This is a genomic window from Aetokthonos hydrillicola CCALA 1050 (assembly GCF_017591665.1).
In the GTDB taxonomy this organism is placed as follows: domain Bacteria; phylum Cyanobacteriota; class Cyanobacteriia; order Cyanobacteriales; family Nostocaceae; genus Aetokthonos; species Aetokthonos hydrillicola.
The window spans coordinates 225,009-239,288 of the sequence record NZ_JAAKGC010000001.1 but is presented as its reverse complement, the minus strand read 5'-3'; the positions used below and the strand labels follow the sequence as shown (position 1 = coordinate 239,288).

Sequence of the window (14,280 nt, the reverse complement as noted above, 5' to 3'; positions counted from 1 at the left end):
CGACCACTAGGGTGTTGAGCTAGCTTGGATTTGAGCTTCAATTGTGGCTGTGCGACGATCATTAAGTTGTTTGATTTGAGCGAGCAATCCCCTGCCAATCGGATCTAGGTCAGATTGTTGTTTTAATTTGTCGATTAATTGATTTGATTCAGCCAACAAAGTTTTTTGCAATTGCCACTGGTCTAATTTTTTGACAGGCAAAACTTCTTCAGGTAATTCAAATGGTGCTCCTGCAAAGACATCAGTTTGTGAAGGTATCTTGCGAGGAAGCTTTGTTAATTTTTTTGCAATACTTTTTACAGTATTGTTCATTTCTTCAAATGCCCATCCAATCAATTCTTTACGTAAGTTATTGGTTGGTTCTGTAGATTTATCTAGCGATAAACTCTGAGCGATCGCTAAAAGGAGGATGTGATACCTGCTATTAAATAATTTTGCCCACAGCCGACTTGTTGGGTTGGTAATGCGACCCTTTTCCAAATCTGGATTTGTTTGCGGTTGTTCAAGAGTATTAGGATACGTCGGCACTTCTAAGCTAAATGGCGATGAAGAATTTGCCAACTGACGGTAAATAGTTAAAAACTTCTGGAAGTGTGAATTGTTTTGGTCTGTAAGTCCTTCTCCTTGGCGTGCAATTGTGTCAATAGCAGTCAAAGCTTCTTGACGGGAGGTAACCGGATCAATATGAAGGCTCTCTGCACTACTAGCTCGCCACTCTAGTTCATCAGCCTGAATACTACTAAGAACTGTGGCAGACTCAAAATCCTCAGAACTCAGATGAAACCCTGAAGGAAAACCATCATGATTGAGCAGCCAAGCCCCTTCTGGAGTATCACTCTCTTGAAAAAGCCAATAAATTTTGGCGTATATCAATCCTACTCGATGCACTGCTTGCCCCATTGCGGCAACTTTAGCTTCTTCGGCGATTTTATCAACTTCAGCTTTTAAAGGGTTAGTGTCATCAATAATAGGCATTTCTGCTGCAACATATTTCGCCAGAGATGACTTAGTTAAAGGCTCTAAAACAAAAGGAAATGGATCTAACTCGTTGTCAGGTTTTAGATCCCCTCGATCAAAGTGCAAACCATGACGAATAAATAGCAGCAAGTTTTGCACTGTGAGCAGATGCCCCATTTCTTGTTCTGCAATCTTGATAATCGTCCTTAATTGGTCACCTGCAACAGTAACATCTAAAGAATAGACAGCATATAGATATTGCACAAGTAAAGCGTGTTCTACTTCTGCCGCAATCTGGAGTAAAAACACAGCTTCCTCAAGAGGAGTTTGTGCATTTCGCAAAGTAGGAATACCTACTTCATTAATCAGCTGACTCAGTGGATCGGCTACAGTAACGCCTCTCTCCTCAAATCTGAACTTTGCCTCTGGTTTTACCCAAAGCAACTCAGATACTTTACTTCGATTCATAAGTTTTGAGAAATACGGATCCTATTTTTTACTTATCCTGTACTCGGCTGACTGCATTTTAGCTTGTATTAGCCGTGGTTAAGAAAATCAGGAATCCGAAGGAAACCCCTGACTCTCAATTAGGCTTTAACACGAAACCTAATGCCGATTAGCTTATTCTTAAATAGATGAAATATTAATTGACTTATGCAGAAGCTACAGACGATTAGTGGAGTTAATACTCCAGAGGAGTTCGTTTGCTCAAGTAGCTCGTTACTTTAGGCTTGTAGCGAGAGCGATATAAATCAAGGACTGGTAAGACTTGTGAGAAACGTTTCAGTCTACCGTAATTTTTTTATACTTTAATAAATCAGTGCTGTCTATACATTACATAAGCGACTGCTAACCATAACAGCAAGGTAGCGATCGCGGTACTTTTACGTTCATGATTCTCGCAACCTTGTGCTAATCTTAACTTAATCTGAATACAATCGATCATTGTTTGTCTAGATTAGTGTCACTAGCATACTTGCTACTCGTTGCTCTACATGAAATTGACTCGACCGTATCAACCACTTCTCCTTCGCATTTTGCATGGACTCACTGGTCTGTTTGTAGTGGCTGCAATCCTGACGGCTTTCTGGACTTATGATACCTATGATGGACGCTGGGGGAGAATTCCATTGCCCTCCTATAGAGAAATTGAAGGGCTACACGGAACTTTTGGATTATATAGCTTGCTGATATTTCCTGCGTTTGCTCTGTACGCATTCCATCGGGGATACAAGCGACTGATTCAACCTGACTCTTTTGCTAAATTGCTTCAGGTTGGTAAACCCATATGGTGGTATACGCTAAACCGCTTTACCAATACATTTGTCCTGCTTGCTTTAACGTTTGCGCTATTCACCGGCAAGATGATGAATGAAACATGGTTGCCAAAAGGAGAATTGAATCATGCGTGGTATTATGCTCACTTAAGTGCGTGGGTGATTATAGTGGTTGCGATCGCGCTTCACCTGTTGATAAATTCCAAAGTTGGGGGAGTTCCATTACTGCTATCCATGCTTAGCTGGCAATTTCGCGAGAAAGATAGTCCTACTTTTTGGTCTGGTCATGTGTCTCAATGGTGGTTAGGTATTCGCCAAGGTTTCTGGTCAGACTGGTTCCAATCCCCACTTACTTTATTTTGGCTGGAAATACTTATCCTGTTGAGCATTCTTGCTGCTTGGATTATTCCCTTGTTTAAGTAAGTGCCATTTATTGGTACAGTAACGAGCAGCTAATTAACAACAGGAAAATTAGAATGAGACTTTTTGTTCCAGGTCGTCTTTGTTTATTCGGAGAACACAGCGATTGGGCAGGAGAATATCGCAGGATTAATCCTGAAATTGAGAAGGGCTACACCTTAATTGTTGGTACTAACCAAGGAATTTATGCAGATGTTAAACCCAATTCTACGGAGTTAATTATTCGTGGTTCTTTGAATGATGGAAGCCGTTATGAACCGCGCAGATTATCTATGGAACCTAATACCTTGAAAGCCGTAGCTAACAAGGGTGGTTTTTTTAGTTATGCTGCTGGTACAGCTTATCAATTTTTGAGTCACTATCCTGTTGGCGGACTGGAGATTGATAATTATCTAACTGACTTACCTATCCAAAAAGGTTTATCTTCAAGTGCTGCGTTTTGCGTTCTCATTGCTCGGTCTTTTAATCGTCTGTATCACTTGAATCTGACAATTCGTGAAGAAATGGAGTTCGCCTATCTGGGAGAAAGAACCACTCCTAGTCTTTGTGGTCGAATGGATCAGGCTTGTGCTTATGGGAATCGTCCAATCTTGATGATATTTGATGGTGAACAAATCGACTTGATTGAACTGAAGGTTACAAAAGATTTGTTTTTTGTGATTGTTGATCTCAACGGAAGTAAAAATACACAAGAAATACTAAGAGCATTGAATGAATGCTATCCTTTTGCTACTAATCCTCTTCAGCAAAATGTCCAGAAATATCTTGGTTCTATTAGTGCTAAAATTACCCAGCAAGCAGTTGAAGCAATACAGCGAGGAGATGCCGAACTTCTTGGAGCGTTAATGACAAAAGCTCAAGCAGAATTTGACAAGGATGTAACTCCGGCATGTCTTTCTCAATTGACTGCAAAAAAACTTCATCTCCTTCTTGAACACGAGCCAATACAGCCTTATATATTTGGAGGAAAAGGTGTGGGTTCTCAGGGTGATGGTACTGCACAACTGATTGTTAAAAATCAACAGAGTCAAAGAAAAGTTATCGAGATTATTCAGCGCGATTTCCCTCAAATGCAAGCGTTAGAATTAACTATTTCAAAACTACCCTGATGATTGACTCAAGGTAATTGCGGGTATAAATGTGTAAGCTGTTACGTATTTAAAAAGATAGGCGATCGCAATAGTTTTGTGCGCTAGGGCGATCACGCTTGAGAAATGATGGTAAGGGCGCTAGAGTAAAGATGTATTGAAAAACGAGCAACGAATCTATTTTGCAGCAACAGGCATGGGGGTTAATTTAGTTCTACGTTTCCAGAATGGGGCTTCTAGCCACCGCTTTTCCATCTCGTAATACATGTGCCGCATTCTCAGATAAGTCTCAAAATTACGTTCTAGTCCACTCTGATACTCTTTCAGTAATCCACCTTTGTTACTGCTAAGATGTTCAATCAAAGCAACAGCAGCATGGCTTCCTGAAGTCATAGCGTGTCCTATACCCATAGATGAAAGTGGGTCGAAAGATGCACAAGCATCCCCCACCGCCATCCAGTCCTCACCGACAGCGCGATCAAGGATGTGAGAGTGTGCAGGCTTTATGGCTAGGGGGTAAATCAACGTTCCTCCCCTAGCACGGTTGCTGGTATGGTTAGCTTTAGATAATAGGGAGATCCACGGTTGTGCCTTGTGAAGTCGCTGCTGTCGCATAATATCTACATCCGTCATCAACACCACGCTTAACTTCCCGTCTGGTAGCCACGCAGAGTACCACCATCCTTCTGGAACTGACTCAATCACAATTTCTTCAGTTTTTGGTTTATTTTTGTCAAAATCAAGAAAAGCACTGATTCCTACTAGGGAGTCGAAGATAATAGATTTTGCTCCCAATCGTTTGGCAATTCTCGATTGTCTGCCCGTTGCGTCAACCAAATAACGGGCTTCCAGCCAGAAAGATTCCCCAGAATCACCAGCAAGCAAAAGTCTCCATCCCCCTCCGTCCAATTGCTCACCCTCAAGGCATTTAGTCTGCAAGTACAGCTGACCTCCTCGGCTAACAACCTGTTCAGCCAACATAGCATCAAATTCTCCCCGATCTAGGAGATAACCTTCGCCTATTTGATTGAAGATAGAAGGTCTGCTGTGCAGTAAGGAATCTCCCCATATAGCAGCAACGTTGTAAACAGGTAAGTGATTATCTGCCAAAAAAGATTCCTTTACTTGCAGGTAATCCAGTAAAGGTAGCAAGCTGGCGGATACATTTTCCCCAATACGAATGTTATCGTAAGCTGTTCGTTCAATCACTGCTACTATCAGTTTTGAATATAAACACAGTGTCAAAGCTAAAGCAGTCCCTGCAGAACCTCCACCAATTATGGCAACATCAACACCGTGATTAAATTGCATTTCATTAATCCTCTCAATAGTCTCTTAATTACCAATAGCTTTAAAGCTACAAATTTACAGAAAAATTGGTGTTTAAAATCTTGGCTGACTGCGCGACCCATCTTGACGATAGACTCTCCCGTATATGTAATTTGATAACGGGAGAGAGTTTGCACTAATTAAAAACGAACCCGCCTTCCAGAACGAGGTCTTTCTCGTGTTTCCTTAGACACTGGAATTTCTCGAAAAGCCTCCACCGCTTGTTGAGATTTTCTATGGGATTTTTCAAGCTTTTCTTGTAATTCAACGGATAAAGTTGTTTTACTTTGTTGAATCTGTTGGATCCTCCCTGTCTTAATTTCTTGGCGTTTTTGGACTGGCTGCAAAGAAATTATTACAAACTGCCCATCTTGATCGTCAGGATTATTCGTAATATCTTGGTAATCTACAAGTTTGTACTTAAACATTTCATGATCGCGTTCTGTCTCCACTAAATAGGGAAACTTTTGCCCATTTTCTTTGGTATTTTGATTGCGGATGAATCCTAAATGAGACCAACCGAAATTAACCATTTGAGAATAACTGTTTATTCCTCTGGCATAATCAACTTGTTTTCCTGCCATTTCAGAATCACTTAATGCCTCAAATTGTTCATCAGTTAATTTATCGAGTTCTGCCTCAGTTTTGCTGCTATTTTCAGGGAGGTTCTTCAGTTGCTGCTTAATCAAGTCCTTTAGGATCGTTACTTGTCCCGAGTACTCTTGATCATTCTTGACAACTATAAAACTACTGATGACATTCCAGGGGGCTTGCGGTGGCCACCAGTATGTATAGTAAGCAGGCGGTTTCGGTATCAATCCTCCGTCTTCAGCAAGAATTTTGTTAGTGTCTTGATCTGTAAAATTGATCGCTTGCACTGAACAGTTGTAGAAATCAGCTTGCCAGGGAATTGCCATGCGCTTAGTTAAATCACCAGGTTGACAGCCATCTGTTTTTTCACACTCATCGCGTTCCGGATCGAGACCCTTGTTTTTATGATCGTGGTGTTTAATGTTATAAGGAGCGCTATATATAACCGGATTTTGCGTCGTCCAAGTTACCTCAATACCAGGACATTGTGGAAGTCCGACAACATTACCGATACTGGCACGATTTTTTTCATTCACTGGGTAGGGAGTGTAGTCACAATCGTTCGTAAAGTTCCCTTTTGCCCATTGTTCCAGGAGAAAATACTGGGTCGGAGTCAGCGCCAAAAATTTTTCGATGTTAATATTTTTTACCGAATTACTGCCAGAATTTAGTGGCATCAAAGGAATTTGATCTTCAACGAACAAAGTGTATTGACGGCTCTGAGGTGTAGGATCTTCTGGTTTACGGAAATAGGAAAAATATTTTTGGCGATTTGCTTCGTTTTTTTCTGATGGGTCGGAGAAATCAAAAATATTTGACGAAAACGCAATCATGGACTGGACATTGGCTACCCAATGGTAACGAGAAATCCGATGGATAATTGGCAGAATATCTCGCTGATAGTTTGCCTTAAAATCATATTTCCAATTTCCGTTTTCATACATTTGTGGAACTAGCTTAAAGTCACGCACACCCACATCGAACATCGTGTCATCCCACGAAGAGATGTTGGAAATCTCTGGTGCAAAATCAGGAGGACCCACAATCACCCAAGCGTCTAAAGTGTGAGATTTCTCTTCCCCATTTTCGTATACTGTAATAGTGCAGGTAACTGAACCATCCGATATGTCGTCATACCAATAATCCCCACCACCATAACCAGTCAGAGTTGTTAGCCCCCAAGAGTACCCATGTCCTCCAAGGACTATAAGACGTCCTTTGCCGTCAGTCTTAAGATCCCCAAGCTTTTCAATAGGTGTACCATAATAATGACTACCAGTGGGTGGATATGGGAAATTACGAGGATAATTGTCTGGGTGTGGAATAGTTTCCCGACTGATTTCAATGCTATTGCTTTTCCCATCCCCATGTATGTGTCTTGGGCCAGGGTCAATAATTAACTTTTTTCGATCTGGAACCTGTTGGTTTCGGAAAGGGACACCCTGTGCTGCATAGCTATTCTCAGGTCCAAGTAACAGGTTGCCTTTAAGTTCAGAGAATTCATACCAGGCAGCTTTTTTGTTAGCTAAATGTACTGTCCATTTAATACTTTTTACGTCGTCATGGCCGAAGTACAGCTCTTCTCCCTTAGCGTTTGGCTGTTCGGAATTGTATCGATATAAGCGAAACTTTTGTCCTTGCCGTTTAATTTGTGCAAATCCGCTATCAGTAGATTTAAAAGTGGTAAAAGATTTACCTGATTCATTGCCATAGGAGTCACATTCAATGGGTAAACCACCTATGCTCTCTGGAGCTAAAAAGAAGTCTGTGGGATGATTGCCAACTCGAGCAACTCCAATGGATGGATGGATTGAGTAGGTATATGTCATTTTACTTCGTTATATTTACTTGTTATATCTAGAGTTACCACTAGGACACCCTTGCATTCTAGTCGGGAAAGTCGGAGCTTGAGGTCGGATTAAGAGGTCGGGTATTCCTTATATAACCCATCAGAAATGAACAAAAAATTGTATCAAGAAACTATCCTCATAGGACAACAGGGGGCAAGGGGCATAGGGCAAACTGTAACCATTGATCTAAAAAGCCTAACGAAATTTACGCAGCTTTTTGGTTAGTCGGTGTAGATTTTGGCTGTTTGTTCACTACGGGATGTACGGTGCGTTTTGGTTGAGTATGACCAGTTACCCTCCCAGATGAATTTCCCCTCTTAACCGTAGAGGGGGGAGATCAGCGATCTGCTGTCGAGTCCAAATTAAATTTCGCCATCATGAAAGGCTGGAAGGATTGTATCGAACAATTCGGTGCTCAACGCCTCGAAGCTCTCGCTAACCTTGCTCAACTTCGCCAAGTCTCCCTATCAGATCTTATGGAAACGCTGGGCATTCAGCCTGTTACTTATGTAAGCGCGAGTACGTTCCTATGGCACTGAAGCAACTGGTTTTTGAGCGCGCCCGTGGTTTGTGTGAATATTGCCGCAGTCAAGCAAAGTATGCGATCGCTCTAAAATGTAGCAACTTTCTTGATTCTCAAGCGATCGCTATGACAGCTTGGTGTGATAGGTTGGAATTGCACCTTTAGATTGAATCGTCTGTTGTGGCAGCGAAATCACTATCAAATTGTGCATCTAGGTTGGCAGCATAAGCGCTGGGTGCATGATTGTGTAATACATCTTGATATTCGCATTGCTTGCAATACAATTGCAAGCAATATGCTCATTTGCCACCCTAATTATTAACTGTCGCTCAATTTGGTAATATCAGATAAAAAGTTGTACAGTTATGCCCACTCAAAGGTGCCATTCCCTGCGAAAACACCAACTTGAACGTTAAGACCACCACCAATTAATACTCCAACAGGGTTACCATTTTTGAAAAAGGCAATTTCTGTATGAACTGGATCGGTCCTAAATGCGAATTGAGCATCACCGACTAATTGATCGGGAGAGGCTAACCAGCCTGCTACCCATACTATGCCTCCACCAAGCCCAATTCCCCATACATCAGCTTTGAAGTTCACCCTTTTTCCATCACCGAAGTCCAAGGGTGTATTAGTGTATATCCACGAATGAATAAATGCAGAGGCAATGGCAAGTGGTGCTGAAACAGACTGCAAACCAGAGGATGAACTCTCTTGTACCGTTCTTGCGCTGAAATCAGGAGTTTCCTGAGCAGCTAACTCGGTAAGTCTAATCTTATCATTAAGTGAATTTATGGCTATAACTCGATATGCATTAATTACGTCTTCACTGGGGAGAGAGACATTTTTGTCTGACATTGTAATTCTCCAATATAAGTTTTCTGACTCGTATTTACCTGTGTAACTTAAAGACGATTGCCAAAGATAATTTATGAATTTTTTGAATTAGAGGCTTTTTTCTTGACTCTAATGTAGCCTATGAAACTATCAAGGGCTCACGATCACCAGCCCCAAAACGTCGGCTTGAACCCTGATTATTTCTAGGACTTACAAAAGTTTTCGACCTACTTCTGAGAAACTTTTCCACCACCTGTAAAGGCTAGAAACACCGAAAATCGTGAAAATTTGCGCTTCGGTAAAATTTGGTGGCACAACGAAATAGGCTAGAGTCGATTTCAACTCTAAACCAAATAGTAGTAAATACCCTGATCTGGGCTGGTCTTATTTAAAACAATCTTCTGACCGGGATAGTAGCATTGCTACTTCACCAATATAGTAACCATTGATACCCAGAACCAAGCTCATTCGCAGGCTTAAGAACACTATTGTTAATCCGGTTTTAGCTGCCAGGGTAATTCTATTATAAAAGTTTCTCTATATAAGTAACGGGTAGCGCGCTGCCCGTCGGGCGCTCCTAAGAAATCCTAAGGTTTCTTGACATCCATAAGGGGCGATCGCTACTGAACAGCTTATGTCAAACGGGGAAAAGCCAATCACTGAAAGCTCTTCGGAGCTTTACTTTTCAGCTTTTGGCGAGAGATTTTAGTTTCTATTAGAAAAGAACGGCTCAAAGTTTAATTAGATAAAGGTTTCAATGTTTCACTACGATTATTGTTTTCCGACAGTGACAGAACAGGGTTAGACTGTAAGTCGATCTCAAAGCACCGACAACAATCGCTCCTTACCTTTAACTTCCCCTCAGAAGTGGCCGCAACCCTTACCGACTCAGATTGCTGCACATCACCGGCTACCTCCTGCGCTTCCTCAACACCAACACTCTCCACTTCCTCCACCGCAACTGCAAGTACCTTCTCCCCTACTCTCGCTTCAACTTCCCCATTCCCCTCAGACATTTCCCCTATTTCCGACTCCGTTGCAGTTTCTAGAACGGACTTATCCCTATCGGTTTCCTCCTCCCCGATAAAATATCCCCTCAACTCCTCTTGTAAAATCTTCCGCGCCTGTGAAATGCGCTTGCAAACATTCTGATACGAAATATCTTGTTGTTGGGCAATCTCTTGATAAGAAAGTTCTTGATAAAAGTGCAGAATAAACGTCTCGCGTAGCCTTGTCGGTAAATTATCAATAGCGCGACGAATCACCATCTTTCTCTCGCTATTTTCCACAGCACTTTCTGGCGTTTCTTCAAAGGATACCAGTCCAAGCTCCTCACCAGAAGTGTAAGCTTCTATATCTTCAACTCGATTCGCCCCCCGACTGCGTTCTCGATGAATATCCACGCAAAGGTTATGAGTCAGTCTTTTCAGCCAAGCCTGAAAATTATTAATTTCCCCAGCATTTTTTTGCACCTTTTCCCAAGCTTTAAGCATTGCCCGGGAGAGAGCATCTTCTGCATCAATGGGGTTTCCACCCATCCACTTGATGCAGCAACGGTAAAGATCATCTTGATACTGCCGCCATGACTGCCAAAAACTCGCACTAAAATCATTAGAGCCACTTCGCCCTGATGAGGAAGAAACTGCACTAGAGATTGACATAATTTTAGAACTCAGCAATCTAAATAAATTTGACTTACATTCGATGTGCCGACAGGTTAAAAACCAACTCACACAATTAGCTAGCTTTATATTTGTTGGTTGTATCTACAGTTACCACTAGGAGACCCCTGCATTCTAGTCGGGAAAGTCGGATCTTTAGGTCGGATCTTTAGGTCGGGTATTGCTTGTATAACCCATCAGAAATGAACGAAAAAGAGGATTGGGATTCGCAATTGTTGGGTGTGGTACGATAAGCAAAGCTTAAGCCGTCGGCTATCGAGCTTACTGTCAATTTCACCGATAATTGAAAAGGTACGTTAGCCGACAAGACGAGGCGATGGCGAAACGCAAGGGGTTATACCATTTCACGAAAAAAATGAAACAGATGGGTATGTGGGGTTGAACGAAGTGAAACCTAACAAAGGCAAGGATTTGATGTGTTGGGTTTCGTTCCTCAACCCAACCTACATTTGTATCAATCATTTTTTGAATTGGTATTAGCTGATCGCATTTTCCCAGAATCTGTTATTTCCTTAATTGCCGTAGATTTCCTAACTCCTATGTGCTTCAACTAGCAGCAAAGTCAGTAAATTTCCGTTTGTATGGGGCTTTAAAAGCCAAAACTATATCTTGTTTAGGAACTCCAGCTTCTACTAATTCATTAGCCACTCCGATTTCCGTTCCATCGCGTTCGATCCAAATTTTTCCATCTTTAATTTCTACATAAATAATACAACCAAATATTCGCGTTAGCTCTTGCCAACCAATATTCATAACTTGATAGCGATCACGCTCAGTATCAAATAACAATTTGACTTCTGTATGGCTATTTGAGCGATTTTTGGCATGACTGGACAGAATTTTTTGGACTATTTCTTGATAATTTAGTCTCTCCATATAACAATCTCCTCTCGCTCTGGATTAAAAATTAGTAATTTTAGTTGATATTCGCCAATAATTCTTTGAATAAACTTCCGACTAAAAAACTCATTATAAACATTTACTGGAACGGCTAAATACAAAATCCGCTCGGGTTCGGTCAACCTCGACGCTGAACGGTAGTTGAGACATTGACCAAGAGCTAGGTGATTTTAACAAACGCTGCCTATGGACGAGTCAAGTGTGTCAAAATAGAAAAGATTCGTAATTTCCTCTCAAGCCCCTATGAGCCTCGAAGAAGTCATCCAGGCAGCTAATGAGTTGGACGAAGCAGATCTGGATCGGCTCCACCAGCAGGTAGTCATCCTTCGTGTACACCGCAAAGCCAATGTCCTTCCATTATAAAGAAGCTCAACTGCTGCACAAAATTAACCAAGGTATTAACCTAGAACTCCGCGCCCAGTACCAAACGCTGCCCGCGAAACCCGAAGCGGAAACTCTTACGGATGCTGAATACAACACGCTGATCCAACTCAGCAATCAGATCGAACAATTCGGCGTCGAACGTCTCGAAGCTCTCGCTAATCTTGCTCAGCTTCGCCAAGTTTCCTTATCAGATCTTATGGAAACGCTGGGCATTCAGCCTGTTACCTATCTAAGCGCGAGTATGTTCCTACAGCACTCAAACAACTGGTTTTTGAGCGCGTCCGTGGTTTGTGTGAATATTGCCGCAGTCAAGCAAAATATGCGATCGCTCTAAAATGTGGCAACTTTCTTGATTCTCAAGCGATCACACTAAGCTTGATTCTTAAAATCAAGGTTTACTTAATGTTATTCAGCAAAGTCCAGAAATTTCATACTAAACTGGACCTAAGTTTTATTGAGCTAACCTATGGAAGCCATTGAATTTAAGACCATTATTCATAATGGTACAGTTGTCATTCCCCCAGAGTATTCACCTCAGTGGGAAGGTAAAGCTATCCGTGTGATTGTTTTAAATGACTCAGAACTTTTGTCAGAACCTGTGGAAAAGCCAAAACAAGCTACTTTCAACGCGATTTCTTTAAACACTCAAGGATTTGACTTTAATCGAGAAGAGGCTAATGTCCGATAGAGTTTTTCTCGATACCCGCCTGATTTCTGGCAACAGATGGAGTAAAGCTTTATGGCTTATAGTAAATTTACTCTGAGTAAAGCTGTAGAAGATTTTCAACTGACGATTGTTTCTGGCGATCGCTTTCTCCCAGAGATTTCCCCAGTCAATCCGAGTTCTTTGCTCAAAGATACCTTGAAAGAAACCCTACCTTGGGCTGTTGCAGTAGGTAGTGAAAAAGCACGTTCTGAAGGCATTATCAATCCCGTTTTATTAGAAGTCAAACGTCAGCTCAAAGGACAAATCAGCGTTTTTTCCGGCGAAGAGTTCAACGTGCAGCCAGAGGTTGATTTGACAGGCTATGTCGATTTTCTGATTAGTCGCTCTCCAGAACAATTGTATATTAAAGCCCCTGCGGTGGTTTTGGTGGAAGCGAAGAAAGAAGACTTGAAACGAGGACTGGGACAATGTTTAGCCGAAATGGTGGCTTCCCAACGTTTTAATCAACAGAAGCAGCAGCCGATTTCCACGATTTACGGAACGGTGACGAGCGGTACGGTTTGGCGGTTTCTCCAACTAGAAGGGCAAACTGTAACCATTGACTTGAATGATTATCCACTACCACCAGTTGAGGAAATTTTGGGCTTTCTGGTTTGGATGGTGCACAATGACTGAGGATTGGGATTCGCAATTGTTGGGTGTGGTGCGATAAGCAAAACTTAAGCCGTCGGGCGATCGCGTTGTTGTTAAGTAGTCAGGACAGAATTAATTACACAATGTCCGCCGCGAATGCAGCGCAGAGGAATGAAGCATAAGTCCTTCTCCCCAAGGGAGACGCTCCACGCCCTTCGTAGTTCCTCATTACCTGTTCTGTTTTTACTTCTATAGATACGCTCCCAGAACAGGTAAATTTAATCGCATTACTGATTAACTTGAGGGAGGTAGGGGAGCAGGAGATATGGAACAATGCTAAACTAAATTATCAGAGGTAGGTAGTAAAAATGAGTGCAGAACAAGAGTTATTAACTAAGTGGCGTTCCCTTTCACGAGACAAACAAGAGGAAGTTTTAGATTTTGTGGAATTTCTTCGCTTGAAAACCTCTGCAAATAAAACTCCTTTGGGAGAACGTTTACGCCAAATTCGCTCTAGAATTGTTGCTTCTGGCGAACCTTTATTAACTCAAGACGAAATTGAAAAAGAAATTGCTAGTCGTCGTGGGGGATTACAGGAAACTGAAGCATGAAGATAACTTTTATTGATTCTGGAGTGCTAGTAACTGCAGCGCGTGGCTTGGGAGAAGATTCAGAAAAAGCCTTGGAAGTTTTAGCAGATTCAACCCGTGAATTTGCTTCGAGCGAATTCATCAAAATGGAGGTAATACCTAAAGCAATTTACAATCGAAAAACGGCAGAAGCTGAATTTTACGAATCATTCTTTAGTGCCGTAATTTACTGGAATAACGATGTAGAAAAAGTAATACAAGATGCTTATAATATTGCTTGTCAATATGGTTTAGCCGCTATGGACGCGCTTCATGTAGCTGCGGCATTGTCAGTTGGTTCAGAGGAATTTGTGACAACTGAGAAAAAAACAAAGCCTATGTTTAGAGTATCTAGTATTAATGTAGTTTCTATTTTTGATTAGTTTTTAATTGTCGATATGATCGAGTAATATATACAGAATAAAACAGATTCTGGGAGAATGCGATCGCGCTCTGGGATAAGTAGGGTGATCGCTCTAGCTTGAGCAACAGATGGAATAAACCTTTATG

At 41.6% G+C, this 14,280-nt stretch carries 16 protein-coding genes and 1 pseudogene; 9 read left to right on the top strand and 8 right to left on the bottom strand.

Annotation, left to right across the window (positions count from 1 at the left end; all coding sequences use genetic code 11):
• Window positions 1-6: 6 nt before the first annotated feature.
• Complete coding sequence (locus G4P69_RS00985) at window positions 7-1,425, bottom strand: ferritin-like domain-containing protein (RefSeq protein ID WP_208341362.1); 1,419 nt, start codon at window positions 1,423-1,425, stop codon at window positions 7-9.
• Window positions 1,426-1,774: 349 nt separating this feature from the next.
• Window positions 1,775-1,903, bottom strand: a complete 129-nt coding sequence (locus tag G4P69_RS39835; RefSeq protein ID WP_279606296.1) for a hypothetical protein — start codon at window positions 1,901-1,903, stop codon at window positions 1,775-1,777.
• Between the two features lie 49 nt (window positions 1,904-1,952).
• Between G4P69_RS39835 and G4P69_RS00980 the strand changes: the two genes are divergently transcribed.
• Window positions 1,953-2,657: a cytochrome b/b6 domain-containing protein gene (locus tag G4P69_RS00980; protein ID WP_208341363.1), complete on the top strand. Its 705-nt coding sequence runs from the start codon at window positions 1,953-1,955 to the stop codon at window positions 2,655-2,657.
• 53 nt (window positions 2,658-2,710) lie between these two features.
• Window positions 2,711-3,763, top strand: coding sequence for a mevalonate kinase family protein (locus G4P69_RS00975; protein ID WP_208341364.1), 1,053 nt, complete (start codon window positions 2,711-2,713; stop codon window positions 3,761-3,763).
• A gap of 156 nt (window positions 3,764-3,919) precedes the next feature.
• Here the strand turns inward: G4P69_RS00975 and lodB are convergent, their stop codons facing one another.
• Together lodB and lodA are read right to left on the bottom strand one after the other, a co-directional pair.
• Window positions 3,920-5,053: a lysine-epsilon-oxidase maturase LodB gene (lodB, locus tag G4P69_RS00970; RefSeq protein WP_208341365.1), complete on the bottom strand. Its 1,134-nt coding sequence runs from the start codon at window positions 5,051-5,053 to the stop codon at window positions 3,920-3,922.
• Window positions 5,054-5,211: 158 nt separating this feature from the next.
• Window positions 5,212-7,491, bottom strand: a complete 2,280-nt coding sequence (gene lodA / locus G4P69_RS00965) for a CTQ-dependent lysine 6-oxidase LodA (protein ID WP_208341366.1) — start codon at window positions 7,489-7,491, stop codon at window positions 5,212-5,214.
• Window positions 7,492-8,041: 550 nt separating this feature from the next.
• Here lodA and G4P69_RS00960 point away from each other — a divergent pair.
• Window positions 8,042-8,200, top strand: coding sequence for a hypothetical protein (locus G4P69_RS00960; protein WP_208341367.1), 159 nt, complete (start codon window positions 8,042-8,044; stop codon window positions 8,198-8,200).
• Entirely contained in the window at window positions 8,175-8,357 is a 183-nt protein-coding gene (locus G4P69_RS40370) for an element excision factor XisI family protein (protein ID WP_390691838.1), read from the top strand. The genes G4P69_RS00960 and G4P69_RS40370 overlap by 26 nt, the downstream gene beginning before the upstream one ends.
• 41 nt (window positions 8,358-8,398) lie before the next feature.
• Here G4P69_RS40370 and G4P69_RS00950 read toward each other — a convergent pair whose 3' ends face one another.
• The 4 genes and pseudogenes from G4P69_RS00950 to G4P69_RS00935 all read right to left on the bottom strand — a co-directional run.
• The gene (locus G4P69_RS00950; RefSeq protein ID WP_208341368.1) at window positions 8,399-8,896 is read right to left on the bottom strand and encodes a hypothetical protein; all 498 of its coding nucleotides are present in this window, start codon (window positions 8,894-8,896) and stop codon (window positions 8,399-8,401) included.
• A gap of 716 nt (window positions 8,897-9,612) precedes the next feature.
• A complete protein-coding gene (locus G4P69_RS00945; protein ID WP_208341369.1) occupies window positions 9,613-10,536 on the bottom strand; it encodes an RNA polymerase sigma factor in 924 nt (307 codons plus the stop codon).
• A gap of 567 nt (window positions 10,537-11,103) precedes the next feature.
• Entirely contained in the window at window positions 11,104-11,433 is a 330-nt protein-coding gene (locus G4P69_RS00940; RefSeq protein WP_208341370.1) for a XisI protein, read from the bottom strand.
• Window positions 11,421-11,612, bottom strand: a pseudogene (locus tag G4P69_RS00935) (element excision factor XisH family protein); the annotation flags it as partial. The gene G4P69_RS00940 and the pseudogene G4P69_RS00935, both read right to left, overlap by 13 nt.
• Before the next feature lie 191 nt (window positions 11,613-11,803).
• Here G4P69_RS00935 and G4P69_RS00930 point away from each other — a divergent pair.
• The 5 genes from G4P69_RS00930 (at window position 11,804) to G4P69_RS00910 (ending at window position 14,153) form a co-directional block, all read left to right on the top strand.
• Complete coding sequence (locus tag G4P69_RS00930) at window positions 11,804-12,175, top strand: hypothetical protein (protein ID WP_208341371.1); 372 nt, start codon at window positions 11,804-11,806, stop codon at window positions 12,173-12,175.
• 132 nt (window positions 12,176-12,307) lie between these two features.
• Complete coding sequence (locus G4P69_RS00925; RefSeq protein WP_208341372.1) at window positions 12,308-12,529, top strand: hypothetical protein; 222 nt, start codon at window positions 12,308-12,310, stop codon at window positions 12,527-12,529.
• A 51-nt stretch (window positions 12,530-12,580) separates the two neighbouring features.
• Window positions 12,581-13,183 carry a hypothetical protein gene (locus G4P69_RS00920; RefSeq protein WP_208341373.1) on the top strand — a complete coding sequence of 201 codons (603 nt, stop codon included), beginning with the start codon at window positions 12,581-12,583 and terminating at the stop codon, window positions 13,181-13,183.
• A gap of 326 nt (window positions 13,184-13,509) precedes the next feature.
• A complete protein-coding gene (locus G4P69_RS00915) occupies window positions 13,510-13,752 on the top strand; it encodes a hypothetical protein (RefSeq protein ID WP_208341374.1) in 243 nt (80 codons plus the stop codon).
• Window positions 13,749-14,153: a type II toxin-antitoxin system VapC family toxin gene (locus G4P69_RS00910; protein ID WP_208341375.1), complete on the top strand. Its 405-nt coding sequence runs from the start codon at window positions 13,749-13,751 to the stop codon at window positions 14,151-14,153. Before G4P69_RS00915 ends, G4P69_RS00910 begins: the two co-directional genes overlap by 4 nt.
• The last annotated feature ends 127 nt before the right edge of the window (window positions 14,154-14,280 follow it).